Annotated in this window: 19 protein-coding genes and 1 pseudogene; 11 read left to right on the top strand and 9 right to left on the bottom strand. The window is 59.6% G+C overall.

Annotation, left to right across the window (positions count from 1 at the left end):
- The first annotated feature begins 294 nt into the window (after positions 1 to 294).
- The 5 genes and pseudogenes from CORTU0001_RS11885 to CORTU0001_RS11960 all read left to right on the top strand — a co-directional run.
- Positions 295 to 627, top strand: coding sequence for an HNH endonuclease (locus tag CORTU0001_RS11885; RefSeq protein ID WP_208853862.1), 333 nt, complete (start codon positions 295 to 297; stop codon positions 625 to 627).
- A gap of 738 nt (positions 628 to 1,365) precedes the next feature.
- Entirely contained in the window at positions 1,366 to 2,499 is a 1,134-nt protein-coding gene (locus CORTU0001_RS07355) for a hypothetical protein (RefSeq protein ID WP_005328607.1), read from the top strand.
- A gap of 5 nt (positions 2,500 to 2,504) precedes the next feature.
- Complete coding sequence (locus CORTU0001_RS07350) at positions 2,505 to 3,011, top strand: hypothetical protein (protein WP_034668440.1); 507 nt, start codon at positions 2,505 to 2,507, stop codon at positions 3,009 to 3,011.
- Positions 3,011 to 3,457, top strand: a complete 447-nt coding sequence (locus CORTU0001_RS07345; protein WP_005328606.1) for a hypothetical protein — start codon at positions 3,011 to 3,013, stop codon at positions 3,455 to 3,457. The genes CORTU0001_RS07350 and CORTU0001_RS07345 overlap by 1 nt, the downstream gene beginning before the upstream one ends.
- Before the next feature lie 259 nt (positions 3,458 to 3,716).
- Positions 3,717 to 3,845, top strand: a pseudogene (locus CORTU0001_RS11960) (HNH endonuclease signature motif containing protein); the annotation flags it as partial.
- Between the two features lie 68 nt (positions 3,846 to 3,913).
- On the opposite strand, the gene CORTU0001_RS07340 reads toward CORTU0001_RS11960, so the two are convergent.
- The 3 genes from CORTU0001_RS07340 to CORTU0001_RS07330 are packed head-to-tail and all read right to left on the bottom strand — an operon-like array spanning position 3,914 to position 7,340.
- Positions 3,914 to 4,183 (bottom strand): HPr family phosphocarrier protein, encoded by a 270-nt coding sequence (locus CORTU0001_RS07340; RefSeq protein WP_005325102.1) that lies wholly within the window; start codon positions 4,181 to 4,183, stop codon positions 3,914 to 3,916.
- 54 nt (positions 4,184 to 4,237) lie between these two features.
- On the bottom strand, positions 4,238 to 6,361 hold the full coding sequence (locus tag CORTU0001_RS07335; RefSeq protein WP_005328598.1) for a PTS fructose transporter subunit IIABC: 2,124 nt from the start codon (positions 6,359 to 6,361) through the stop codon (positions 4,238 to 4,240).
- A gap of 13 nt (positions 6,362 to 6,374) precedes the next feature.
- The gene (locus CORTU0001_RS07330; protein WP_005325099.1) at positions 6,375 to 7,340 is read right to left on the bottom strand and encodes a 1-phosphofructokinase family hexose kinase; all 966 of its coding nucleotides are present in this window, start codon (positions 7,338 to 7,340) and stop codon (positions 6,375 to 6,377) included.
- Positions 7,341 to 7,537: 197 nt separating this feature from the next.
- Between CORTU0001_RS07330 and ptsP the strand changes: the two genes are divergently transcribed.
- A complete protein-coding gene (gene ptsP / locus CORTU0001_RS07325) occupies positions 7,538 to 9,226 on the top strand; it encodes a phosphoenolpyruvate--protein phosphotransferase (protein ID WP_005328594.1) in 1,689 nt (562 codons plus the stop codon).
- Between the two features lie 21 nt (positions 9,227 to 9,247).
- Here the strand turns inward: ptsP and CORTU0001_RS07320 are convergent, their stop codons facing one another.
- Both CORTU0001_RS07320 and lexA read right to left on the bottom strand, forming a co-directional pair.
- The gene (locus tag CORTU0001_RS07320) at positions 9,248 to 10,030 is read right to left on the bottom strand and encodes a DeoR/GlpR family DNA-binding transcription regulator (protein WP_005325096.1); all 783 of its coding nucleotides are present in this window, start codon (positions 10,028 to 10,030) and stop codon (positions 9,248 to 9,250) included.
- 358 nt (positions 10,031 to 10,388) lie between these two features.
- Positions 10,389 to 11,093: a transcriptional repressor LexA gene (gene lexA / locus CORTU0001_RS07315; protein ID WP_005328592.1), complete on the bottom strand. Its 705-nt coding sequence runs from the start codon at positions 11,091 to 11,093 to the stop codon at positions 10,389 to 10,391.
- Between the two features lie 730 nt (positions 11,094 to 11,823).
- Between lexA and nrdR the strand changes: the two genes are divergently transcribed.
- Positions 11,824 to 12,282, top strand: a complete 459-nt coding sequence (gene nrdR, locus CORTU0001_RS07310; RefSeq protein WP_005328590.1) for a transcriptional regulator NrdR — start codon at positions 11,824 to 11,826, stop codon at positions 12,280 to 12,282.
- On the opposite strand, the gene hrpA is transcribed toward nrdR, so the two are convergent.
- Complete coding sequence (gene hrpA / locus CORTU0001_RS07305; protein ID WP_005328589.1) at positions 12,279 to 16,166, bottom strand: ATP-dependent RNA helicase HrpA; 3,888 nt, start codon at positions 16,164 to 16,166, stop codon at positions 12,279 to 12,281. The two genes, nrdR and hrpA, sit on opposite strands and share 4 nt — an antisense overlap.
- A 106-nt stretch (positions 16,167 to 16,272) precedes the next feature.
- On the opposite strand from hrpA, the gene CORTU0001_RS07300 reads away from it, so the two are divergent.
- Positions 16,273 to 17,181, top strand: coding sequence for a hypothetical protein (locus CORTU0001_RS07300; protein WP_005328588.1), 909 nt, complete (start codon positions 16,273 to 16,275; stop codon positions 17,179 to 17,181).
- Positions 17,182 to 17,267: 86 nt separating this feature from the next.
- Here CORTU0001_RS07300 and CORTU0001_RS07295 read toward each other — a convergent pair whose 3' ends face one another.
- Positions 17,268 to 18,212: a hydrogen peroxide-inducible genes activator gene (locus CORTU0001_RS07295; RefSeq protein WP_005328587.1), complete on the bottom strand. Its 945-nt coding sequence runs from the start codon at positions 18,210 to 18,212 to the stop codon at positions 17,268 to 17,270.
- Between the two features lie 160 nt (positions 18,213 to 18,372).
- On the opposite strand from CORTU0001_RS07295, the gene CORTU0001_RS07290 reads away from it, so the two are divergent.
- Complete coding sequence (locus CORTU0001_RS07290) at positions 18,373 to 18,966, top strand: peroxiredoxin (protein ID WP_005328586.1); 594 nt, start codon at positions 18,373 to 18,375, stop codon at positions 18,964 to 18,966.
- 97 nt (positions 18,967 to 19,063) lie between these two features.
- On the top strand, positions 19,064 to 19,588 hold the full coding sequence (gene ahpD / locus CORTU0001_RS07285) for an alkylhydroperoxidase, AhpD family (RefSeq protein WP_005328585.1): 525 nt from the start codon (positions 19,064 to 19,066) through the stop codon (positions 19,586 to 19,588).
- Between the two features lie 89 nt (positions 19,589 to 19,677).
- Here the strand turns inward: ahpD and CORTU0001_RS07280 are convergent, their stop codons facing one another.
- A complete protein-coding gene (locus tag CORTU0001_RS07280; RefSeq protein WP_005328583.1) occupies positions 19,678 to 22,221 on the bottom strand; it encodes a DEAD/DEAH box helicase in 2,544 nt (847 codons plus the stop codon).
- 34 nt (positions 22,222 to 22,255) lie between these two features.
- Positions 22,256 to 23,320: a PAC2 family protein gene (locus CORTU0001_RS07275; RefSeq protein ID WP_005328582.1), complete on the bottom strand. Its 1,065-nt coding sequence runs from the start codon at positions 23,318 to 23,320 to the stop codon at positions 22,256 to 22,258.
- Positions 23,321 to 23,562: 242 nt separating this feature from the next.
- Here CORTU0001_RS07275 and CORTU0001_RS07270 point away from each other — a divergent pair, with 242 nt between their 5' ends.
- Positions 23,563 to 24,648, top strand: coding sequence for a DUF4192 domain-containing protein (locus tag CORTU0001_RS07270; RefSeq protein ID WP_005328580.1), 1,086 nt, complete (start codon positions 23,563 to 23,565; stop codon positions 24,646 to 24,648).
- Position 24,649 lies beyond the last annotated feature (1 nt).

Below are 24,649 nucleotides of genomic sequence, written 5' to 3'. Positions count from 1 at the left end.
GAACCCGCTGTGTGGACATGTCTCACGCCGCGGCCGCGCGTAGTGAGCAACACCAATGAAAGATGGAACTGAATAATTGGAAATCTCGCGTATAATTTCCATTGGCCTAGTCTCCGGCCCCTTGCCGGGGTGGGGGTGACTCCCCTCGGCCCCGGCCTCTCTATCTCCCCGGTATATGGAAACTTGTACCGCGTAACCCAAACGCTCGGAACCGGCACATAAATTTCCCCTCATGCGGTGTATAAAACGTGCATAAAATGGCCGTAGCGCACCAACGCGAAAGGAACAACAGCCGTGACTAGACCCCAAGCACCCCGCAAAAAGCGCGATAAGACCACCGACCCTTATGCCTTTTCCCACTCATGGCGCAAAAAGGTCACCAGTTGGCGGCGCAAACTTGAGCGCGACCCGGCTTTAGCTGTGTGCTGGTTGTGCGGTGGCGCTATCGACATGAACTTGCCGCCAACGCACGGCCGGGCGTTCACCCTCGACCACCTTGTACCCCTTAGCCAAGGCGGTGACCTCATGGGAGAGGTAAAACCCGCGCACCGCTCGTGCAACTCCGCTCGCGGCGACGGGCGGCGTTCCCGCCGCGGGCCTAATCCACCCACTTTGTTGGACTGGTAGACCACGCCGAGGGGCCAAACAGCGCGAAATTAACGCCTCACGCGGCCATAGACGGCCTTTCACGCCTCGGCGGCATAACTTATCCAGACCGGCACTACAGGGCGCGAGAGAGGCACACAGCCCCGTTTGACCAAATCGCACGCACCGACGCCGAGGGCAATGCCTATTGGTCTGCCCGTGACCTCATGCCGCTCATGGGATATGCAGCGTGGCGCGAGTTCACCAACCCTTTGTACCGTGCCTGTAAATCGGCCGAAAATGCGGGCGTGAACTGCAACTTTGTGCAATCCCCCAAGGTTGTACAACGTGAGGGCCGCGGCGGTATTCAACGTGACGACTTCCACCTCGACCGCATGGCCGCCTACCTTGTCGCCATGAACGGCGACCCCAATAAGCCCGAGGTGGCCGCTGCCCAAGCGTATTTTGCTATGCAGACACGCCGCGCCCGGCCGCGTAGTACCTCTACCCGCGGTGCCTGCCTTGGTGCCAGAGCTGTGAAACACCCCCGTTTGCTACCCCCGGTCGTGCCAGCGACATAAACACAGTCATGTTATTTAACCTTGGGAAACACGCTAAAGGTACTCGTTTCCAGCACAAATAGTACCCTTTTCAATTCTTGCCAACGCCGCTAATACAGCTCACAATAAAAGGCAAGTGGTGCGCCCCGATACCGACCCGACCCGACCCAAAGTGCCATGACCAACAACCGTTTCTTAACGAGTAAAGGACATTGACACTATGGCTACCGAGCCAATTGCACATTTTTCTAATCGCGTTGCCGCTGTATCGGCCGCGCTAAGCATGACCGGTGCCCGCCCGGCCGCCGCCGAGGCTATGGCACGAGCGGACGAAAAAATTTCCGCCCGCATGGCTGACTTTGACGACCACTACGCCAATAAGGCAAGCGACGACAAGCTACAGGCCGCGGCCGCCAAGTGGGTGAAGCTCAACAGGGCAAGTTTCAAAGACCTAGACGAGCTTATTCTTTCCCCAACCCCTGCCGAAAACACCACCGTGCCTGTGCAGTTTAAGGACGAGTGGGGCCTGCGGTGGGAACAAAAGGCAGCCTCAACCCCCGAGGCCCGCCGCCTAGCTACAGCGCGCCAGCACGTCTTGAATGGACTTATTGCAAAATACGACAAGCCTGACTATTCCACCGAGGCGCTAATTGAATCGTGCAAGCCTGACGTGCGTGCATGGTTCGACAATCTGGCAACGGAATACACCGAGGCCTTGGAAGCGCTAGACGACAACGCCCTCGACCGTGCCCGCCGCGGCAACCGCATGGACTCAATTCTTGAGTTGATTGACCCGGCCACCACGCCCGAGGCCACTATCACGGCCTACCGCCGGGCGGTGCGAGCATGGAATTTAGTGGACAACCACGGGGCACACATTCCACTAGCCCGCGCCATGGCTTTTAACGATGTAAGCGATACGCCTAACCCCGAGCGTGACGTGTTCAACCGCTTGGAAGAACTGACTAGCAACCGGGCGCGCTACCGTGCCCTAATGTTCGACGCCCAAACGTGTGCACTAGACGCGCTTGGCATGGGAGATATTGAGGCGGTGTGCAAGGGGCTTGGACATATCGCGCCGCTTGCCGACCCGCTTGGCGACGACCTACCCGAGCTTGAACACCGCATTAGCGCTATTAATGCAGTTGACGCGTGGTTCGACTACCGTAAGCGCACTGTTGGCGACCCCTACCGTGGAAAAGGCTGGCACGAGCCGTATGAGCGTTTCGGCATGGCCACGCCCGAGCAGTCACTAGCGGCGCTCAAGGAATACAACCCGACGGTGTTTGAGTACAAGGACGCCGAGGTCGACGACTATGACCTTGACGCGGTAGACGACCCCTACGAGAACTAAATGCCATGGACGGCCTCGACCTGAAAGTATGGCCGTGCCACCCGCATGGCTCATGGCAGAGGGCCTTAGCTCACAAAGCTATGGGGCTACCCGTAGACGACGAGGACGCTGAGGCCCTAGCGGCGTGGGATAAAGAGGGAAAGAACGCCCACGGCAAGAAAGCGCTTATAGAAAAGCACAACGAATACGTGGCACATGTGACAGCCGCGGCCCGTGGACACATTGAGCCTCGAGAGGTTGTAGGGTGCTTTGAACTAGCCCGCCGGGTTGCTCGAGACCCTCAAATGCCCGCCCGGGGTGAAGTGGTGGAGGTGTTGAAATCACTTAGACCGGGGCGAAGCTATGGCGGTCTTACCAAGCGTTATATCGACAACTTGAGTGGACACCCCGGCCACTTTTTTGCCCGGCGTGAACGTGACCTCGACATATTCATTGCGCAGCGAAAGGCCTACCGGGGTGAAATTGCTAGGCGTATCAACGCCGGGCAAGAAAGAGAAAGGAAACACAGCTAATGGCATACAGAGATGAACTAACCGAGATTGGCGCCCGCGTCTATGGGCGCAGCACCAACACCGAGACAGGACAATTGGGCGCTCGTATTTATGGTCGCTGTGACGAAACAGACTCGGCACAACTAGGCGGCCGCGTCTATGGTCACAATGACGAATTGGACGCCCTCGGCCACCGCGTCTACAACCCCACCCACGGGGAGGTTGTGAGCTACCAACAGGACGACCCCGCCGATGAAGAGGAGTCTCGGCCATGGCGGCTAAATGAGTCACGGCCCGGCCCAGGTGCTCACCACCTCGACGAAGCGGGGCAGGAGGCCGACCTCGACGCTATCGGTGCCCGCATTGCCAATGGGGGCAGCGGCGTAGAGGGAATTAAGACCGCGGATAACCGAGACGAGAACTACGACGTCACCGGCACGCGCGGCCTGCCCGGCTTTGATTACTGATAAAATAAGGGCGTAGTTGGTTAGCCAACTATCATGTCAAGACCTCACCGCCCCGGTGCTCGCACATTGAGCACCGGGGCGGTGTTCTATGTCTAGGCGGTGTTCCACGCGGCCTTGAGAGGCGTTAGCCCCTACCAACACACCACCGGCGCTCGTTCAACGCCTTAAATCGCATTTCCCACCTGCATGTTTGCAGCCCTTGGCGGTGGGGTCGGGCAGGGCAGGTGCTACCCCCTAAAGGGTTTACACTAATCCACCAATTAGCAACCTCGCGACCTGCTGTCCCTATCACAATGGCGTCAATGACGATGACCCCAACGCCCCGCCGCGCCGTGGCCGGCTAGCCCGCGTGCGCGGGCAGGTGACGTGGGTGCCACCGTGGGGATAGGTGGCGTCGGCAAGCGAAAAGCTCCCTACCGCAAGGGTGGGGAGCCTAAAGTGGAACCGTTTTAGGACTTAGGAAGCGTCCAGGTCCTTCTCGATAAGAGCAGCAATCTTTTCCACTGCTTCTTCGTTTTCGGAGGTGACGGTAACCTCATCGCCCTGTTCTGCGCCAAGAGCCATGATCATCAGGGAAGAGGCCGCATCGGTCTCATCCTCATCATCGTCGCCGACCAGGTTGAGGAAGATATCCTCATCGAACTCGCCGGCAGCGTCCGCGATAATAGATGCAGGACGTGCGTGCAGGCCTACAGAGGAGCCAACCTTTACAGTCTTGGAAGCCATGGAAAATATCCTTTCTTACGGGGATTTTTACAATCTAGTGTACGAGTGTTTGGTTTATGCTGCCACGTTCTGGGCGGCTTCTTCGGCGGCCTTGTTAGGCCAGAACTGCTTCATCGCCAGCACCGCCGCAGTGGAGACAACCACGCCGGCCGCAATGGCCACGAGGTAGCCCCAGAACGGGTCAATGGCGAAGAAGACGAACACGCCGCCGTGCGGGGCACGGGAACTGACCGACAGGGCCATCGAAATCGCGCCCGTCACCGCGCCGCCGGCCATCATCGAAGGGATGACGCGGAACGGATCGGCCGCCGCAAACGGGATGGCGCCCTCCGAGACGAAGGACAGACCCAGCAGCCAGGCAGACTTGCCGTTCTCCTGCTCGGCCGGGGTAAACAGCGACTTGCGGATAAACGTAGCCAGCGACAGCGCAATTGGTGCGACCATGCCGGACGCCATGACGGCGGCCATGATCTGCATGGAGGACTCGTCACCGGTAGACAGCCCGGCCGTGGCGAAGAGGTAGGCCGCCTTATTGACTGGGCCGCCCAAGTCGAAGCACATCATCAGGCCGAGAATGATGCCCAGCAATACAGCCGAGGAACCGGACATGGACGATAGCCAATTTTGCAGGCCTTCCATGATGGCTGCCAACGGTGCACCCAGCAGCAGGTACATTGCGAGGCCGACGATTAGAGAGGTCAGCAGCGGGATAATAACAACCGGCATGAGCGAGCCTAGCCAACGCGGTACCTTCCAGTTGCCAATCCACATGGCGATAAAGCCCGCCAGAAGGCCGGTTACCAGGCCGCCGATGAATCCAGCGCCCAAGATAACGGCGATGGCGCCGCCAGCGAAGCCCGGAGCAATGCCCGGACGGCCGGCCAGCGCAAAGGCGATGTAGCCCGACAGTGCGGCGACGATGAAGCCCATTGCTGCTTGGCCTATAGCGAAGAGAACTGCGCCAAGGTAGAGCAGCAGGCCGGAGCGCTCGAAGTGCATGAGTTCGCCGTCAATGGTCACGTCGTGGCCGGGGAGGTTGCCGAGCGAAAAGTCCGTCGATAGTGCCTGCCAGCCGTTGGCCATATCGGCGCCGCCGAAAAGGAAGCCGAGGGCGAGCAGCAGGCCGCCGGCCGCGACGAACGGGACCATATAGGACACGCCGGTCATAATTGCCTGTTGGATGCGCTTGCCCCAACCGAGAGACTGACCTTCTTCTTCCACGTCGGCGCGGGTAGCGGTGCCAGAGACCTTGTGGGCGTGCGGGTTGTGAGCGGCAGCGACGGCCTCATCGAGCATGGTGCCGGGCTCGTTGATGGCGCGCTTGACGTCGGATTCGATTACCGGCTTGCCGGCGAAGCGTTCGCGGTCGCGCACGCCGACGTCCGTGGCGAAGATGACCGCATCGGCCGCGTCGATCGTGGATTGGGAGACGGACTCATTGTTAGACGAGCCCTGCGTCTCAACGGTCAGAGATACATCATCACGCTCGGCTGCGGTTTGGGTGAGGGCGTCGGCCGCCATGTAGGTGTGGGCGATGCCGGTGGGGCAGGCGGTGATGGCCACGATGCGGGTGACATCGGCCGAAGCTTCTGCGTTAGTCGGGGTTGCGGCCGAGGGCGCGGCGGCGGAGGAGCCGGCGGCACCGGCACCGGCACCAGTTGCGGCAGTGCCGGCAGCAGCGCCCTGGGCGGCCGGTTCCTCGGCCGGCTTCTTCTTCGGCTTTTCGGCATTGACTACGTCCAGCACAAGCCGAACGATTTCCTCCTTGGTGGGGGCGTTGCGCAGGGACTCGAGGAAGTCCTTGCGTACTAGAGCGCGGGCCAACTTGGACAAAATCTTCAAGTGGGCTTTGCCGCCGCCGGCCGGGGCCGCGATGAGGAAGACGAGCTGAGCGTCGCCGTCGGGGCCGGAGAAATCCACGCCGCGGCTCAGGCGGGCGAATGCGAGGGTAGGTTCGGTCACTGCCTCGGAGCGGCAGTGTGGAATGGCGACGCCGCCGGGGACGCCGGTACCGGCCTTGGCCTCGCGGTCGATGGCGGGCTGTGCCAAACCGGCGATGTCGGTGGCTCGGCCGGTGTCATGGACTAGCGTGGCCAGGTTAGTGATGACGGAGTCAACGCTGTCGCCGAAGTCAGCGTCGAGCGCGACTAGGTCGGTAGTGATGAGGTCGGAAGCCATGATTAGGCACTCCTTAGGCTAGCGAGTTTACGAGGGTATGTGCGATATCGAGTTCTTCTGGGCGAGGGAATTGGGTGCCTTGTTTGGATGCAGCCGCAGTTCCGTAGGCCACCGACTGCGCGAGGCTATCGGCCGGCGACTTACCGGTGGTGCGGCCGAGGAGGTATCCGGCGAGCGCGGCGTCACCGGCGCCTACGGTGGATTTCACCGTTGCTGGCGGTGGAGTTGCAGCCCAAGCGCCATCCGCGGTAACCAGCACCGCGCCGGCACCGCCAAGGGTGACGAGTACTTCTGCGATGCCCTGCTTGACGACGTCCCGGGCCGCCCGAACAACCCCCGAGTACTCGCCGCGTGCGGCCTGGTTTTCTAGTTCGCGGCCGTCGGTTCCGGTGAGCTGGCCGAGCTCTAGGCCGTTCGGCTTAATGAGATCCGGCGCAGCAGAATTGAGGCTTTCGCCAATGGCCTGCATTGGGGCATCTGACGTATCGACGGCAATGCGAGCCTGTGGTGCGGCCGCGCGGACCGCGGAGATGAGGTCGCAATACCAATCGGTGTTAACGCCACGCGGCAGGGAGCCGGCTAGGACCACCCAGTCGGAGGCAAGGGCGCGGGCGGTGAGCTCGGAGGTAATGGCGCGGGAGTCGGCGTCGGAAAGCGCAGGGCCTGGGCCGTTGACCTTGGTGGTAGTGCCATCAGGCTCTGTGATGGTGGTATTGACGCGAACTGCGCCGTCCATGGGGATTGCAGAGGAAGGCAGCCCGGCCGAGTGGATGAGATTTAGGAAAGAATCGGAGTCGTGGGCCGGGAAAAGAGCCAAGGATTGCTCGCCGGCCAAGTGCACGGCATGGGTGACGTTTACACCCTTGCCGCCAGCAACCTGGGTGACCTCGCTGGCCCGGTGGACATCACCGGAGGTCAATGGCTCGCTGAGCACAAGGGTGGCGTCGATACTGGGATTGGGGGTCAGCGTGAGAATCAAGTTGTCCCTTTCGCAGGTTGTATATTGGGGCCGAACGCCGTTGGAGAGAACCTCGCGGGCATGGCCCGCCCTTAATGTTGATTCTTGTCCGATTGTGTCCGAAAGTCAACAGAATTTCTGTGGTATACATTGCTTTTCTATCCGATTTGTGGTGTTCTGGAAGTTAATAAACCGCTATCTTCGAAGGAAGTACGCTCATGGAAAACGCGTCTGAGTCCACAATCAAAGGAACCGGTGTCGTTGCCGGAGTCGCCTACGCCGAAGCCGTGTGGGTCCGCCCTCGCCCGGCCCTGCCTACCGAGGGAAGCATTGACCCAGAGCAAGCGAGCGATTCTGAATATGACCGCTTCCTTGCGGCCGTAGATACTGTCGCTGGCCGCTTGGAGCAGCGGGCTGCTGCCGCCGAAGGCCAGGCTGCGGAAGTTCTGACTGCAACGGCCGGCATGGTCAAGGACCGAGGCTGGCATAAGGCCGTGCGCAAAAACATCCGCACCGGCCGGAATGCGGAGTTCGCTACTGTCGGCGCCACCGATAAGTTTGTCACCATGTTCGAAGCCGCCGGCGGAGTGATGGCAGAGCGCACCACTGACTTGAAGGACGTGCGCGACCGCGTAATCGCAGAGCTGCGCGGCGAGGACGAGCCGGGCCTGCCGCTCGTAGACGGCGAGGCCGTGCTGTTCGCGGACGATTTGGCCCCGGCCGATACCGCGACGCTGGATACCAAGCACATCAAGGCCCTTGTCACCGAGCTTGGTGGACCTACCAGCCATACGGCCATCATCGCCCGTCAGCTCGATATTCCGTGCATCGTTGCTGTGGGCGCGGCGCTGAGCGATATTGAAAGCGGCACGCTGGTATTCGTCGATGGCGCAGTGGGCGCCGTCACCCTTGGGGCCGACGAAGAGGCTTCCACGAAGGCTGTGGCCGAGTACCGCGAACGTGCGGCACGCGTTGCTCAGTGGCGTGGACCGGCGGAAACCAAAGATGGCCACCGTGTGCAGCTGCTTGCCAACGTCGCTGATGGCAACGCCGCTCGCATTGCTTCGGATTCTCAGGCAGAGGGCATTGGTCTGTACCGCACGGAGCTGTCGTTCCTCTCGGCCAGTGAAGAGCCCAGCGTTGACGAGCAGGCAAAGATTTACGGCAAGGTCTTTAATGCCTTCCCTGAATCAAAGGTTGTCGTGCGTACGCTAGATGCCGGATCCGATAAGCCTATCTCTTATGCCACGCTAAGTTCCGAGGAAAACCCAGCCTTGGGCGTTCGTGGCCTGCGTATTGCACGCGATAATGAGGCTTTGCTGACCCGCCAGCTGGATGCGATTGCTCAGGCGGCTGAGGCTCGCGATGACAAAGCCTCTACCTGGGTGATGGCTCCTATGGTTGCCACCTCTACTGAGGCCCAGTGGTTTGCTGGCCTGTGTCGCGAGCGCGGCCTGACTGCCGGCGCGATGATCGAGGTTCCGGCCGCAGCGCTCATGGCGGATAAGATTATGCCGCACCTTGATTTCGTGTCCATCGGTACCAATGACCTGACTCAGTACACTATGGCCGCGGACCGCCTGTCGCCTCAGCTGGCCTACCTGACCGACCCGTGGCAGCCGGCTGTGCTGCGGCTCATTCAGCACACCTGCATCGTGGGCCAGGCCAATAACGTTGCGGTAGGCGTGTGCGGTGAGGCGGCAGCCGACCCGATGCTGGCCTGCGTACTTACCGGCTTGGGTGTGAATTCGCTATCCGCAGCGTCGACCGCAGTTGCGGGCGTCGGTGCGCAGCTGGCAGAGGTTACCCTGGAACAGTGCCAGCAGCTTTCCGAGGTGGCACTGGATGCGGAAAGCCCTGACGCTGCCCGTACCGCAGTGGTAGAACGCATGGAGTCCTTCGCCTAAAGGAGGCGAAGGATCGGGGGATTACTCGCTGGCGAGCACGACCTCAATTTCGCGCTCGCGCAGCGCCTCCACGAAGGAATCGGGGGCAGCGGCGTCAGTGATGACGACGTCGATATCGGCGGCAGAGGCGAAACTTACCAAGTAATCATTGCCCAGCTTGCTGGAGTCACACATGACCACTACTTTGTGGGCATTGGTGACAAAGGCGGATTTGATGGCTGCCTCTTGGGAGTCGGCCGTCGACAAGCCATGGTCCAGGGTAAGGGCATTGGTGCCGATAAAGGCGACGTCGGCACGCATCATCGCCAGGGTGCGCAGTGCCGTATCGCCAACGACGGCTTGGGTAATCGCGCGGACCGTACCGCCAAGTAGCTGGACGTCAGGCACGCCATTGCCTGCAAGAGACAGCGCAATAGGCAGGCTATTGGAGACAATATTAAACTGCGCCTGTGGGTATTGCTGTCCAATGAGCTCTGCGAACGCGTTAATGGTGGTGCCTGCGTCCAAGAAAATGCTGCCGCCGCCCTGGGGAAGAAAATCTAGGGCCGCGCGGGCGATAGCCGCTTTTGCGCCGGAGGCGGACCGCTGGCGGGTATCCAGGGTAAGCTCCGCGGTCTGGAAGGATTGGGAGGCTACTGCGCCGCCATGCACGCGATGGACGACGCCCTCACGGTCAAGCACCGCAAGGTCGCGGCGGATGGTCTCGGCCGTAACTTCGAAGCGTTCCGAGAGCTCAGTGACGTTGACGCGGCCTTCAACGGCGGTGAGGGAAGCAATTTGGCGACGCCGCTCTTCTGCGTACATGATTCCTCCTTGAATCTAGAGACATCGCGTCATGTAGTGGGGGTAAAAGTTGCCACTTTATGCGGAAGTGAAAATCCGGCGATGTTGTTTTGCTTAGTCCATTGTCTCAAAAATCGGGAATAAACGGACTAAAGCAAAAATTTGCACGGCTGCATTCTATATCCGGTGCGCTGAAGTACCTGGTCAGAGGGAAAAGTGGGAAAGTGGGATTTTCGTCTCTTTTGGTGTCCGGGTCTGAAATGGAGCCAAATGGGGGTGGCAGGAAACGGGCCGCTTCAACGAAGGGTGTACATAGATAGACCCCGCAAGGGCCAATCGAGGACCTCGCGGGGCTATAGAATCTGTGTCAGGCTGGTGACTAAAGCTTACGGAATACGGATACAACCTTGCCCATGATCTCCGCATCATCGCCGTTGATGGGAGCGTAGGCATCGTTGTGGGGGAGCAACCACACGCCAGAGGAATCGCGGTGGAATTCCTTAACGGTAGCTTCAGCACCATCGAGCAGCGCTGCAACGAACTCGCCCTCTTCTGCAACTGACTGGGAGCGAATGATTACCCAGTCGCCGTCAAGAATGCCGGCATCCTGCATCGAGTCGCCGACCACTTGCAGCATATAAAGGTCGCCGCCACCGACTACCTCATCGGGCATCGGAAAGTAAGTGTCTACGTTTTCTTCCGCGGTAATGGGCGCACCCGCTGCGATTCGGCCAACCACAGGAATGTAGGAAACCGCACCTGCCTCTGCGGGAACCTGCTGTTCGGGCTTAGCCGGTTTGCGGCCCGGCTTCTTGGCGCCATCGTCGGTATTTAGGTGTCGAACATCTACGGCTCGCGGCTTATTTGGGTCACGGCGCAAGAAGCCCTTTTCTTCCAATTGCTTTAGCTGGTAGGCAACAGAGGAGGTGGACTGCAAGCCTGCTGCGTCACCAATTTCGCGGATGCTTGGTGGGTAACCACGCAGCATGACGGCGTCACTAATGACGTTAAGAATTCGTCGCTGGCGGTCAGACAGGGAAGCGTAGTCGGTCTTCTCGGTGGTCTTCTTTGGCTTGCGGCCCATTGCTGGCTCCTCGGAGGGGATCGGCTGGATTTATCGGTGGTCTGTTAGCTGGCGGCGCTGAAAAGTTGCCACACGTCATTTGTAGCACGAAAAGTACAGATGTTCGAGATTTGCGTGTTGGGGTGGACAAGTATTCGAAGCGATGCTATAAATCGAACGTACCAACTAAATCGAACATTATGGCGACTGGGTGTCATGACGTGTCGCATGAGGCGCCTACGGTGGGTTCAGTCGTCGAAAGGAAAGTTATGTCTCTGCTGATCAATTCTCGCAATAACCTGGTAACTCGCAAAGCTTCCGAACCTGTAGTGGTGCCTTCTGCGTCCGTGTGGGATGTGGAGCGCGGCTACGGTTCTGCGGCCCGCGGCACCGAAAGCTCTCGGTATGTTCGAACCCTACGTGTGGAAGATCGCACGACCTATCGTTCGAACCGTACGTCGGCCGGAGGCTCTGGGAACAGATCGAATAGGGGACGAAACAGTGTGGGTGAGTCGAACACAGGTAACTACGCATTGGGTGCAGTGTTTGGTGTCGCGGTCTTTGTGGGCACATTGCTAGGGGGACTTGCGGGCGCTGAAGGAAATAGTGCTCCTCAACCCCCGGCTTCTGGTGTGCAGCAAGTTGAAGCTGCAGTAGCGCACTAGGGGCTACAGCGGGGTGAAGCCCAGTGGCCGCACGGAATTGGAGATGAGTAAACTACTGGCGTATCAACGTCAGTGAAAGGACCACTGTGTATTGCCCCTTTTGTCACAATGAGCAATCCCGCGTCATTGACTCGCGTGTGGTCGATGCTGGAGCGTCGATTCGGCGCCGGCGCGAGTGTGCTTCGTGCAAGGGGCGCTTTACCACGGTTGAGAAGGCCGTGTTGCTTGTGGTGAAGAGAAACGGTCTGGCCGAGCCCTTTAGTAGAGATAAATTGATTCGCGGTGTGCGCCGTGCCTGCCAGGGGCGAGATGTGAGCGACGATGCCTTGAAGAAGCTGGCGCAAGAAGTGGAGGAGACCGTGCGCAGTCATGGCTCCTCGCAGGTCAACGCGAACGAGATTGGCTTGGCCATCCTAGAACCACTGCGGGACCTTGACGAGGTGGCCTATCTGCGCTTCGCCTCTGTATATAAATCCTTTGAAAGCGCAGATGACTTTGAATCCGAGATTCGCCTGATGCGAAGGCGCGATCGCGAGGACTTTTAGCGCAGTTTGTCCACCGCCTTTTGGATGCGCCGGAGTGAAACGGCATGGGCTGTGCCAAGGCGCTGAGCAAAAAGGGAAACTCGAAGTTCCTCTATCATCCAACGCACGTCCTTGACCTCGCGGGTCTTTTCGCGGCCGGCCGGTAGATTGCGCAGGCGGTTGGATAGGTAGGCCTTGGCGTTATCTACCTCGGCTTGACGGTCTGCATCGCGGTCGGGGTCAAGGTTCATATCCTCTAGGCGAATGCGCATGGCTTGGATATATCGCGGTAGATGGCGCAGATGGGACATTCCATGGACAGTGATGGCGTTTCGGGGAAGGAGGAAATCCAATTGTGCGCGCATGTCATCGATTGCTGGACCGTCCCAATGAGCAAGTTCCGCTCGCAGGTTGGAGTATTCGGCGAGTCCGGGGGCAATAGCTACCACTGCCTGGCGTACGCGGCCTGGGACCTGGGGCTTGACGGTGTCTTTAAGCTTCTGAAACGCCGCGGGGGTGCGGACGGGCCCGCCGGCTTCGAGCATCAGGTCGCGGATCGCGGCGATGCGGGCGTCATTGACAAGGCCGTCGGCGCCGCCGTGCGGATAGGAATCGACGGCGACGCGCTGTTGCAATGGCAGGCCCTTGACCATTTGGGAGGCGTTGACGGATATCTCACGCATGAGGAGCGTAAGGGTGGTCGTTACCATGGCGGCATCTGCGGCGGCCTTGGTGGGATGAACCTTGAGTTCGACGCCGTCCTTGGTAGCGACCAGGGCAGGGTAGGCGGTGACTTCGTGGCCGTCGACGGTGGTCGTAACCGTGTCATCGATGGTGCCGAGGGTGTCGTCGGTCCATTCGCTAACGGCGGTGGACTCGGAGGTGCGCGAGACGCGGGATACGGAGGACTTGATGTGTCCGGCCTGCCGTCGGACGAGCGCCGCGAGGTCGCGGTCCGAGTCGACGATTTTGCCGCGCTTATCGATGGCCCCGTAGTTCATCCGCAGGTGGGCGGGTAGCTTGCTGGCCTGGAAGTCGGTGGCGTTGATTCCTTGACCGCCGAGTTCGCGGAGGACGTCGGCAAGCTGCTGGGTGATGGGGCCTTCATAAGGGATGAGGCGGTCGATGGCGCGCTCGGCAAATTCGGGCGCGGGTACGACGGTGCGGCGCAGGGCCTTGGGCAGGCTGCGGATGAGCTCGGTGACGAGCTCGAGGCGCAGACCGGGAACGAGCCAATCGAAGCCTTCGGTATCCAAGCCGGCGAGCATAGGAATGGGAACCATTACGGTAACGCCGTCGAGAGGATCGCCGGGCTCGAACTTATAGGTCAGTTCGTAATCGATAGAGCCCTTGCGCCAGTGGTCGGGGAAGGATTCCTCGGTGACATCATGGGAGTCATCGATGAGCTTAGCGGGATCGAAATCCAGCAGATCCGGGGTGCGGCGGCGCTCCTTTTTCCACCACGAGTCAAAGTGGCGGCCGGTGGTTACCTTTGCCGGAATGCGCTGGTCATAGAAATCGAAGAGCGTGTCTTCGTCCACAATGAGGCCGCGGCGGCGGGCCTTTTCTTCGTATGCGGCGGCGTCGTCAAGCGCTTGGGCGTTGGCCTTGAAAAAGGCGTGGTGGGTGTTCCAGTCGCCGGCGATAAGGGCGTTGCGGATGAACATATCGCGGGCAGCGGCGGGATCGACGCGGTGGTAGGGAACGGTGCGGTCGGCCACGATGGGCACGCCGTAGAGCGTGGATTTTTGGTGCGCGATGGCGGCGGCGCGCTTGCGAGACCAGGTGGGCTCGGAGTAGTTGTGCTTGAGCAGGTCCGCGCCGAGGTTTTCCACCCAGGCGGGATCGATGGCGGCGACATCGCGCGCCCAGAGGCGGGAAGTTTCCACTAGCTCGGCAGCCATGAGGAATTCCGGCGGCTTTTTAGCCAGGGCAGAGCCGGGGAATACCAGGAAGCGGGTGTTGCGCGCGCCCTGGAACTCCTTGGAATTGCCGTCGCGGGCGCCGATATTGGATAGCAGGCCCGAAAGGAGTGACATGTGGATGTCATCGGAGCGGCGCTCGGTGCCTTCCTGGTAGGTCCAGCCCAGCTGCTTGGCGACGTCCTTGAGCTGGCGCACCAAGTCAAACCACTCGCGGATGCGCATGTAGTGGAGGAATTCCTGCTTCATGCGCTTGCGGAACTTATTGCCGGATTGCTCGTTGCGGGTTTGCTTGATGTAATCCCATAGCTTGAGCATGGACAAGAAATCCGAGGTCTTGTCCTTGAAGCGGGCGTGGGCTTGGTCGGCCTGGGCCTGGAAGTCCAGGGGGCGCTCGCGCACATCCTGGATGGTCATGGCGGCAACGATGACCATGACATCATCGAGGCACCCGTTGGTATTGGCTTCAATGAGCATGCGCGCCATGCGCGGATCCAGTGGGATGCGGGCGAGATCGCGGCCGATGGTGGTAAGCGAGGGCTTGTCTTGCTTGTCGTGGAGGGCGCCAAGCTCGTGGAGGAGGGTGAGGCCATCGCGGATGGCCTTGTGCTCGGGCGGTTGGATGAAGGGGAATTGTTCGATATCACCGAGCTTGAGCGAAACCATTTGCAGGATGACGCTGGCTAGGTTGGTGCGCAGGATTTCCGGATCGGTGAACTCGGGGCGGCTTTCAAAATCCTGTTCGCTGTAGAGGCGGATGGCGATGCCGTCGGCAACGCGGCCGCAGCGGCCGGATCGCTGGTTGGCGGAGGCCTGCGAGATGGGCTCGATAGGCAACCGCTGGACCTTGGTGCGCGTGGAATACCGCGAGATACGGGCGGTGCCGGTATCAACCACATAGCGGATGCCGGGCACAGTAAGCGAGGTTTCTGCAATATTCGTGGCCAGCACGATGCGGCGGCCACGGTGTTCGCTGAAAACGCGATGCTGTTCTTGATTAGATAAGCGGCCAAAGAGGGGAGTGACCTCGACGTTTTTCCACTTCTTGCCTTCGATGGCTTCCATGGCATCGCGGATATCGCGCTCGCCAGGGAAGAAGCAGAGAATATCGCCGTCGCCTTCGCGCATGAGCTCTTCGATGGCCTCGGTCAAGCCGTCGAGCGGGTCTTGGTCCACGACTTTTCCGCCGGCCTCGAACTCGAGTGGCCGGTAGCGGATTTCTACGGGGTAGGTGCGCCCGGAGACCTCGATAATGGGGGCGGGGTTGCCGTCGGCGTTGGCAAAGTGGGCCGCAAAGCTTTCTGGGTCGATGGTTGCGGAGGTGATGATCACCTTGAGGTCTGGGCGCTTGGGCAATAGGCGCTTCAAGTAGCCCAAGAGGAAGTCGATATTGAGCGAGCGCTCGTGAGCCTCATCGATGATGATGGTGTCGTACTTATTGAGGAAGCGGTCGCGCTGCATCTCGGCGAGCAGGATGCCGTCGGTCATCAGCTTGACGGCCGTGGTCTCAGAGACGCGGTCATCGAAGCGGATGGCGTAGCCAACGGACTCGCCGATTTTCTGGTCCAATTCCGAAGCAATGCGTTCAGCCACGGTGCGCGCTGCAATACGGCGCGGCTGGGTATGGCCGATGAATCCGCGCCGGCCGCGGCCCAACTCGAGGCAAATTTTCGGGATCTGGGTGGTCTTACCAGAACCGGTCTCACCAGCGATGATGACGACTTGGTTGTCCCGAATGGCCTCGGCGATATCGTCCTTGCGGGCGGTGACTGGGAGGGCGTCGGGGTAAGAGATGGTGGGAACGGCGGCGTCGGTAAGCGCGACGCGCTCGGCCGCGGCATGGATTTCAGCGCCGATTTCTTGCAGTGCCTTAGGAGCGCGAGCCTTCTTGAGGCGGCGGCGGAAAGAGCGGGCCTCGGCCAAAGAGACATTTTCGAGTGCGGCGAAGAGCTCGTCGCGAGAAGGGGATTCGTTCTTAGTCATGACTAGGCAACGAGTTTACCCGTCCACCTGAAATGAGGAAAAAGTTGTTAAAGTGAAAATACTTATCCATTTTTCTATGTGCATTCCTGAAGGAGGAGCACCGCCTATGACGAACCCGTATTCGGGTGGAAATGACGATTTTCCTCGCTATGAGCCGACCAACCATCCCGAGGATCGGCCGGACTACGGCCAGCTTCCATCGTATGGTGGCAGCCACGAGGACAACGCCCAAGGCTATGCCGGCTACCACGCGGGCCAGCCTCAGCACACCGGAAAGGTTTCGGCCGTTGATGCCGTTTCTTGGGCTTTTCGGACTGTCTTTGGCAATTGGAAGCTGTGGATCCTAGGAGCCCTAGCGCTTTTTGTTCTAAGTATCGTTTTTGCAGCCATTGCTGGCGGCATTAATGCCGCCAGCTACTCCGGCTCGGGTGAGCCAACCGCGGGTTCTTGGGTTTCTCAGCTCATTTCGACTGTCCTAAGCCTTGTATTGTCGCTGGTAATTATGCGCCTAGCGCTTTTCCAGATCGATGACGCCCGCACCGGTTGGGGTTACCTTTTTAAGAACGTGCGTTGGTGGCAGCCGCTGGTCATCATGCTTGTCATCGGGGCGGTGGCGAGCCTCATTGCATTCGCTGCAGTAGGTGGAACTGTCTATGGGTTGCTTAACGACGCCGAGAATATGACGGAGGACGAAGCAGTTGCGGCAGTATTAAGCGTCATGGGCATCATCGGCGTGCTTTTGCTGATTAGCTTCTTTATCCAACCATTCTTCTCGCTGATGCAATGGTTCGCGGCCGACGGCGATAGCGTTGGTGACGCCGTGAAGAAGGGGTTTCAGGCAGGTAAGAATAACTACGGCCAAATGTTGCTACTAGCAATTTTGAACTTCTTCATCATCATCGGCGGCTTCTTGCTTTTGGGTATCGGCCTCATCGTGGCGTATCCGGTTACGCTTCTGGCACAGGCGCATATGTACCGCCAGTGCGCGGGGCGCAATACTTTTCCGCAGGCGTAGCGCACCATAGTTAAAGGCCACCGTCCCTCTCAGGGGCGGTGGCCTTTGCCGTGCTTGGCGACGCCCCGTGGGGCCGCAGTGAGCAATTACTGCCGGGAGCGCTCAATCGCCTTGTTATAGGCGGAGGTGATGAGCGTGCCGAATTCGCGGAATTCTTCGGCGCGGGCGGCAGAAGACCGGAAGACGAGGCCCACCTCGCGTTCGGCGGTGACATCGGAGGCAAAGTGGGCGATGGCGACGTCTTTGCCATGGCATTCGGTGGCCAGGGCGGATTCGGGGACGAGGGTGCAGCCCAGGCCGCCCATGACCAGCTGCATGATGGTGGTCAGGGAAGAGGCGCGGGTGACGGAATTGGTGGCCTCTGCTGGGTTGATATTGGCATGGCGGCAGAGGTCGACTACTTGGTCGCGCAAGCAGTGGCCGTCGTCAAGCAGCAGCAAATCCAGGTCCTTGAGCTCCGCAAGCTCGACATCCTCACGGCCGGCGATGGGGTGATCGGGCGGGCAGACAATGGAGAATTTCTCCGTGTACAGCGGGCTATCGACCATGCCGGTGGCCTCGGAAGGAAGGGCCATGATGGCAAGATCCAAGTTGCCATTGCGCAGGCGAGTAATGAGGTGCTGGGTTTGCTCTTCGACGAAGCGCGGCTCGAGATCCGGGTAGGCCTCAGCCAGCATCGAGAGCAGATCGGGAAGGATGTAGGGGGCGATGGTGGGGATAACGCCAATGGTCAGTGGGCCGGCAAGGGTGCCGTTGGCGCCGCGGGCATGGGCGAGGAAGGTATCGGCGGCCTCGAGGGTGGCCTTGGCGTAGGGGAGTAGGGTCTCACCGGCCGAGGTGACGATGACCTTGCGGGTAGAACGCTCGATGAGCTGCAAACCCAAACCCTGCTCGAGCGCAACGAGGCCCTGAGAGAGGGAGGGCTGGGAAATTTCGAGTTTGGCGGCCGCGGTACCAAAGTGCTTGTTTTCCGCCACGGTGACAAAGGTGCGCAGCTGAGCAAGTGTAGGGCGATACTCTTTATTATGCATGCCTATCACTCTAACACTTATCTATAGGATTTGCTATTGACGCGAGCGGAAAAGATGGTATAACTGATCGTGTTGGGCCGGACACGGTCCGGCCCCGCTGCTTGTACACAAAGCGGCAGGAAACTTAGAGGAAAAGCCTTTGCTAAAGGAGTTGAAGACTATGCCTATTTTGACCGTCGGCGAAAAGTTCCCAGAGTTCAACCTCACCGCCCTGACCGGTGGCGACCTGCACGACGTCAACGCTAACCAGCCGGAGGATTACTTCGAGCAGGTATCCCTGGACAAGTACGAGGGTAAGTGGAAGGTCGTCTTCTTCTACCCGAAGGACTTCACCTTCGTTTGCCCGACCGAGATCGCTGCCTTTGGCAAGTTGGACGAGGAATTCCAGGACCGCGATACCCAGATCCTCGGTGGCTCCACCGATAACGAGTTCGCTCACTTCAACTGGCGCGCAACCCATCCGGACCTGAAGGAAGTTCCTTTCCCAATGTTCTCCGACGTGCGCCACGACCTTATCCGTGCACTGGGCGTAGAAAACGCCGATGGCGTTGCTGACCGCGCTACCTTCATCATCGACCCGGATGGTGTTATCCAGTTCGTATCCGTCACCCCGGATGCTGTCGGCCGTAACGTAGACGAGGTTCTGCGAGTGCTCGACGCCCTGCAGTCCGAAGAGGTCTGCGCTTGCAACTGGGAGAAGAACGACCCAACCAAGAACATCAACAAGATGGACGTCGTTCAGTCCGCACTCTAAATCTCACTGAGATGCAGGTTTACCCCGCTTCCAAGGCGGGGTTTCCTTTTAAATCCAGTGCAGAAAATTCCTATCAAAACCGCAAAGGAGAAAAGTTATGTCTATTGATAATCTGAAGTCTTCCCTGCCGGAGTACGCCAAGGACCAGAAGCTCAACCTGGGCACCCTGACCCGTTCCAAGGACTTGGACGAGGAGCAGCTCTGGGGCTGCCTGCTGGCATCGGCCGCCGCAACCCGCAATGACACCGTGCTGTCTGAGATTGCGGAGGAAGCAAAGGAGCACCTCTCCGAGGAAGCCTTCGAGGCAGCTTACGGCGCAGCCACCGTTATGGCGATGAACAATGTTGCCTACCGCGCCAAGGGCTGGTTGGGCGATGACTACGCACAGGTGAAGTTCGGCCTGCGCATGAACATCATCTCCAAGCCGGGCGTAGACAAGGCCAACTTCGAGCTGTGGAATACCGCAGTCTCCGCCATCAATGGCTGCGAGCACTGCCTGGGTGCCCACGCTCACGAGCTCAACGAGGCTGGCCTGAGAAAGGAGCAGGTCTGGGAGGCCGTCAAGGTTGCGGCCGTTGTCCAGGCTGTGGCTCAGGCCGTCCAGATCGAGGCCGCACGCTAAAATAGCCGGCCCATAGCCGCCCTCGCGCTTGCCGACGCCCCCCTTACCCCCGGACGCGGCAACCAGGGCGGCTTTGTCGTTTTCGCTGGCTAGTACTCCACGCGCAGATCCGCCAGGCGGACCTCGCCGGCTTCATCGGAGGCATCGAGGTCTACCGTAGCGACGAACTGGTAGGCGTGGTCGCCGTCTGGGTCCTTGATGATCTGGCGCACGGACCACGCACGCGAGTCAGTATCGCCAAGGCGGAAAAACCCCGGGCCGCGGGCCTCGGGGCCGGAATCGATGTCATCATACTCATCGAAGTAATCATCCAGGATAGCGCCGAAGTCCGGCACCTCGTCCAAGTAATCAAGCAGCTCCGCCAAGCGGTCTTCCTTTTCCAAAGCAAAGAGCTGCACCAAGCGGAACATGTAATTGCGCACCATGATGGTAAAGGCGCGGCGATTGGCCGTGAGCGCGGTGGGGTCCTCCACGCCAAAGGCCAGCTCGCGATCCACCGTGTCTTGGTCGATGGGGGAGTCTTCACCGGCCATTTGCGCCCATTCGTCGACAAGCGAGGAATCCACCTGGCGGATAAGCTCACCTAGCCAGATAACGATGTCTTCGAGTTCTGGCGTGTTGTACTCGTCCGGAATGGATTGCTTGAGGGTACGCCAGGCGTCGGTCAGGTAGCGCAAAATCACGCCCTCGGAGCGGGCCAAGCCGTAGGTGGCGACCAAATCCGAGAAGGTCATGGCGTTCTCGAGCATGTCGCGCACCACGGACTTGGGCCGCAGCTCGAACTCCTTAACCCATGCATTAGTCTCAGCAAAAGTATCGTAGGCCTGCTCCAGTAGCTCCTCGAGCGGCTTCGGCCAGGTGATGTCTTCTACGATATTCATGCGGTCGGTGTAGTCCACCCCGTCCGCCTTCAGCGCGGCTATCTCTTCGCCGCGGCGCTGCTTCTGCTGGGCAATGAGCACCTGGCGCGGGTCATCCAGGATGGCCTCGAACACGGAAATGACGTCCAGGTTATAGGTCTCTTCCTCCGGATCCAGCAGCGAGAGCGCCGCCAGCGCGAATGGGCCCAGCGGCTGATTGAGAGCAAAGTCTCGCGGCAATTCTCGCACCAAATGGTAGGGGCGGCCGTAGATATCTAATCCCTTGGTCGATTTTTGCACCACGCCGGAATCCACTAGCCCGCGGAAGAGATCGAGGGCGGTGAGGATGTCCTTATTCTGCTTGCTGCGATTATCGTGATTGTCCCGCAGCAGGTGGCGCATGTGGTCATAGCCATTGCCGTGGCGTGCCAAGACGTTGAGCAGCATGGAATTAGAAACGCGGAACTGAGAGGTAAGCTGTTCCGGCTCAGCCTCAGTAAGGCGCGCGAAAGTCTTCTCGGACCAGGACACCTCGCCTTCTCGGGCGGACTTCTTCTTCAGCTTCTTCAAGCGCTTGGGATCGTCGCCGATGCGGCGGCGCTCCTTAGCATTTTCAATCTCGTGCTCGGGGGCCTCGACCACCACGGTGCCCTCGGTGTCATAGCCGGCGCGGCCGGCGCGGCCGGCAATCTGGTGGAATTCGCGCGATTTGAGGATGCGCTGGCGCTGGCCGTCGAACTTGGCAAGCCCAGTCATCAGCACGGTGCGGATGGGCACGTTAATGCCCACACCCAGGGTATCGGTGCCACAAATGACCTTAAGCAGGCCCTTTTGCGCCAGGCGCTCTACCAATCGGCGGTACTTGGGCAGCATTCCCGCGTGGTGGATGCCGATGCCCTTGCGCAAGAGCTTGGACAGATCTTTGCCAAAGGCAGTGGTGAAGCGGAACCCACCTATTTCCTGGGCAATGGCTTCCTTTTCTTCTTTAGTGATGATCCCCGAAAGAGAGGTAAGCGCCTGGGCGCGCTCGGCCGCTTCACGCTGCGAGAAGTGCACCACGTAGATGGGTGCTTTCTTATCGGCCAAGAGCGCCTCGATGGTCTCGTGCACCGCGCTAAAGACATAGGAAAAGTCCAGTGGGACGGGACGCGTGGAACCGGCGACGAGGTTGGTGGCGCGGCCGGTGCGGCGGGTGAGATCTTCTTCTAGCCACTGAGTATCGCCCAGAGTGGCGGACATGAGCAGGAACTGTGCTTTGGACAATTCCAGCAGCGGCACCTGCCAGGCCCAACCGCGATCCGGCTCGGAGTAGTAGTGGAACTCGTCCATCACTACTTGGTCGATATTGGCCTCGGCGCCATCGCGCAGCGCAATATTGGCCACAATCTCGGCGGTGGCGGCGATGATGGGGGCGTTGCCATTAACGGTGGCGTCGCCAGTCATCATGCCCACATTCTCGGCGCCGAAGATATCGCAAAGGGCAAAGAACTTCTCGCTCACAAGGGCCTTAATCGGCGCGGTATAGAAACTGCGCTGGCCACGCGCTAGGGCGATGAAATGTGCAGCATTAGCCACCATGGACTTTCCCGAGCCCGTAGGGGTAGCGAGGATGACATTATCGCCGGCCAAAATGCCGAGCGAGGCTTCTTCTTGCGCTGGGTACAAATTGATACCCCGGCCGGTGGTCCACGAGGTAAAGGTATCCCAAATTGCCTCGTCTACGAGGGACTCGGGTACTTCCGTTAAATCTGGCAGCAGCTGAGATAAGTTCACCCCCACCACCTTAGCGGCGATGGGGGCGGGTTAGTTAGATATCGTCACCTAAGTCGCCCTCGCCCGAAGCAGAATCAGGGCCGTCCTTGCCATCATAGGACTGCGGGCCTTCCTCCTCGCCGGAATCTTCGCGGTCATCGATCTCGGTATTGATGATCTGCTGGCTTTCTTCTTCATCCAAGGAAGCCAAAAATGCCTGGAACTCCTCGCTGATTTCCTCACCGGTAGGCATGGGCTCCTCGCCGGGCATGATCGCCTGCGGATGCTCCTTGCGGTAGCGCTCCATGTAAGCGTCATATTGCTGCTCGAGTTGTTGGACTACGCCTTCGATCTCATCCGAGCCACCAACTTGCTCCTCCAGCTGGTTTTCCACGCGAGATATATCGGCTTCAATGCTGCCCAAAGGAATATTGAGGCGCGCCGCCCGCGCCACCGAATCCAGCAACTGGAACGTGGCCTGAGGATAAGGCGAAGCTGCCAGATAATGCGGCACGTGGACGGTATATCCAGCCACCGTGCGGTGCTTATCCGCCAGAGCCTTTTCCAGATACAGCGCGGCGGAGCCCGGCACCATCATGGTGGAATCCATCGAGAGCATGTGCTCAGTCAAGCGGGAGGAGGTGCCATGGGCCGTAACCACCGTGGGGCGGGTATGCGGCACCGGCATCGGCGCGGCATAGAGCATAATGGTGTCTTCGATATTGAACTTTTCCACCAGCTTCACCACGGCGGTAGTAAACGCCTCCCAGCGCATGTCTGGTTCAGGGCCAGACAGCAGTAGGAAGGTCTTGCCGGAATTATCGCGCAGGACCTTAATACCAAGATCCATGGACTCGATTTCCAGCGCCCGATCCTTATCGATCGTGACAGCCGGGCGGCGCGAGCGGTAATCAATCAGCTCATCAGAGTTAAACGACGCCAGCTGACGGCCTTCCAAAGCGGCCTTCAGGTGGTCAGCACTTGCCTCAATGGCCTGGCCAGCGTCAGCATAACCGTGCATGGCAACAATCATGGTGGGGCCTTGTCCGTCACCGGAATCATCCCTAATCACCGGAGCCGGATATTCCAGCTCATACATGCGGCGATCTTCTTCGTGCATGTTGTGTTACCTCCTTGCTTTCTTACCTACCCCAACGCCGCGCGCGTGCTTACTATTCCCGCGCGCACTGCGAGGTTAAATAAACAATTGTGCCCCAAACCGCTGCGCATTGCCAGCGCAATCCCGGGCGGGGTGTGGAAAGCCGCTTGCCGACGCCCCCTTCACCCCACCTATCCACAGATCCTCGCCACCTAGCCCCTGGTGGCCTATACAGAGTTGCGCGCGAGGTTGAAGCTGGGGCCATGGACATCACAACACCAACTCAGCCCATCCGTACGCCCGGCGATATCCTCGCCAATATCCCAGGAATCCTCGGATTCTTTCCCACTGAATCAGTCATCCTCATCTCCATCCAACCCAGCCAACGCGGACACAGCATCGGACCAGTAGCCCGCCTCGATTTGCACGATGTGCCTGGTGCCCTGCACGAGGTGATGGAAGCGTTTCACTGCGGAAACCCTGAAATCATTTTCTGCTTCGTGCTCTCCCAGCGCGAGGAAGGAGAGCTCTGGGATATTCTGCAGTCTCTTTACCATTTCCAAGACCGGACAGGTATGGGCATCGATGCCTGCTGGCTGGCCGAAGAACTATCCACCGATACCGCCTATGACCTCATCTTTGGCCACGCCACAGAAAGCGGCGAGGGCCCGCTGCAGAACTGGATGGAAGGAACCATACCCGCCATCTCGACGAGCCACACGATGCGCGCCTGCGTGAATAACGGCATGCTTCCGGAACTGAACCGTCATGACTTGGTCCAGCGCTTCAAGGACCCGAACCCATACTTTGGGGAAGAAGAGATTAGGGCCATGGAGCGATGCGCCGAAGAGATTGCCCGCCAACTGCGCGCCGGGCACGGATACGGCACTTCAGATCCAGTGCAGGTGGTCAAACACCTCATTGCCGATGTTCGCTATGTGCTCAGCGAAGTCGAATCGCTGGAGGAAACCCTAGAAAATGAAGAATTGTTGTGTGTGGCAGCCATGTGGATGTCTACCACTTGGACCCGCGACCTAGTCATTACGGAGCTCGTCTCCGCGCCGCAGGAAGCAGGTGACCTGCTATTGGCGGTAGCGCGTACATTCCAGGGCTCTATTCGCTATAACGCCCTAGCTTTGTATGCTGCTAGCCAGGTGTCCCATGAATTCGGAATTTATGCCGGTCCGGCGCTTTCCGTAGTAGTAGAAGAGGCGCCCCATCACAATTTGGGGCGCCTCATAACGCAGGGATATCGCAGCGGCATGGGAAAGCGGTTGGTCTCCAGCCTATGCCATGGTTGCGAGCTAGCCCGCGAGGCGGCGGGGCTCCGCGTCGACAGCCCCGCCTAAC

The organism is Corynebacterium tuberculostearicum SK141, from assembly GCF_000175635.1.
Lineage (GTDB): Bacteria > Actinomycetota > Actinomycetes > Mycobacteriales > Mycobacteriaceae > Corynebacterium > Corynebacterium tuberculostearicum_C.
Note: the sequence above shows the minus strand (reverse complement) of the source record. Positions and strands in the feature narration are given on the sequence as shown.

What these genes read in the sequence shown, in the direction of transcription:
- CORTU0001_RS07355 (WP_005328607.1), top strand. Translation starts at nt 1,366, where the DNA reads ATGGCTACCGAGCCAATTGCACATTTTTCTAATCGCGTTGCCGCTGTA.
- CORTU0001_RS07350 (WP_034668440.1), top strand. Translation starts at nt 2,505, where the DNA reads ATGGACGGCCTCGACCTGAAAGTATGGCCGTGCCACCCGCATGGCTCA.
- CORTU0001_RS07345 (WP_005328606.1), top strand. Translation starts at nt 3,011, where the DNA reads ATGGCATACAGAGATGAACTAACCGAGATTGGCGCCCGCGTCTATGGG.
- CORTU0001_RS07340 (WP_005325102.1), bottom strand. Translation starts at nt 4,183, where the DNA reads ATGGCTTCCAAGACTGTAAAGGTTGGCTCCTCTGTAGGCCTGCACGCA.
- CORTU0001_RS07335 (WP_005328598.1), bottom strand. Translation starts at nt 6,361, where the DNA reads ATGGCTTCCGACCTCATCACTACCGACCTAGTCGCGCTCGACGCTGAC.
- ptsP (WP_005328594.1), top strand. Translation starts at nt 7,538, where the DNA reads ATGGAAAACGCGTCTGAGTCCACAATCAAAGGAACCGGTGTCGTTGCC.
- CORTU0001_RS07320 (WP_005325096.1), bottom strand. Translation starts at nt 10,030, where the DNA reads ATGTACGCAGAAGAGCGGCGTCGCCAAATTGCTTCCCTCACCGCCGTT.
- lexA (WP_005328592.1), bottom strand. Translation starts at nt 11,093, where the DNA reads ATGGGCCGCAAGCCAAAGAAGACCACCGAGAAGACCGACTACGCTTCC.
- hrpA (WP_005328589.1), bottom strand. Translation starts at nt 16,166, where the DNA reads ATGACTAAGAACGAATCCCCTTCTCGCGACGAGCTCTTCGCCGCACTC.
- CORTU0001_RS07300 (WP_005328588.1), top strand. Translation starts at nt 16,273, where the DNA reads ATGACGAACCCGTATTCGGGTGGAAATGACGATTTTCCTCGCTATGAG.
- CORTU0001_RS07295 (WP_005328587.1), bottom strand. Translation starts at nt 18,212, where the DNA reads ATGCATAATAAAGAGTATCGCCCTACACTTGCTCAGCTGCGCACCTTT.
- CORTU0001_RS07290 (WP_005328586.1), top strand. Translation starts at nt 18,373, where the DNA reads ATGCCTATTTTGACCGTCGGCGAAAAGTTCCCAGAGTTCAACCTCACC.
- ahpD (WP_005328585.1), top strand. Translation starts at nt 19,064, where the DNA reads ATGTCTATTGATAATCTGAAGTCTTCCCTGCCGGAGTACGCCAAGGAC.
- CORTU0001_RS07275 (WP_005328582.1), bottom strand. Translation starts at nt 23,320, where the DNA reads ATGCACGAAGAAGATCGCCGCATGTATGAGCTGGAATATCCGGCTCCG.
- CORTU0001_RS07270 (WP_005328580.1), top strand. Translation starts at nt 23,563, where the DNA reads ATGGACATCACAACACCAACTCAGCCCATCCGTACGCCCGGCGATATC.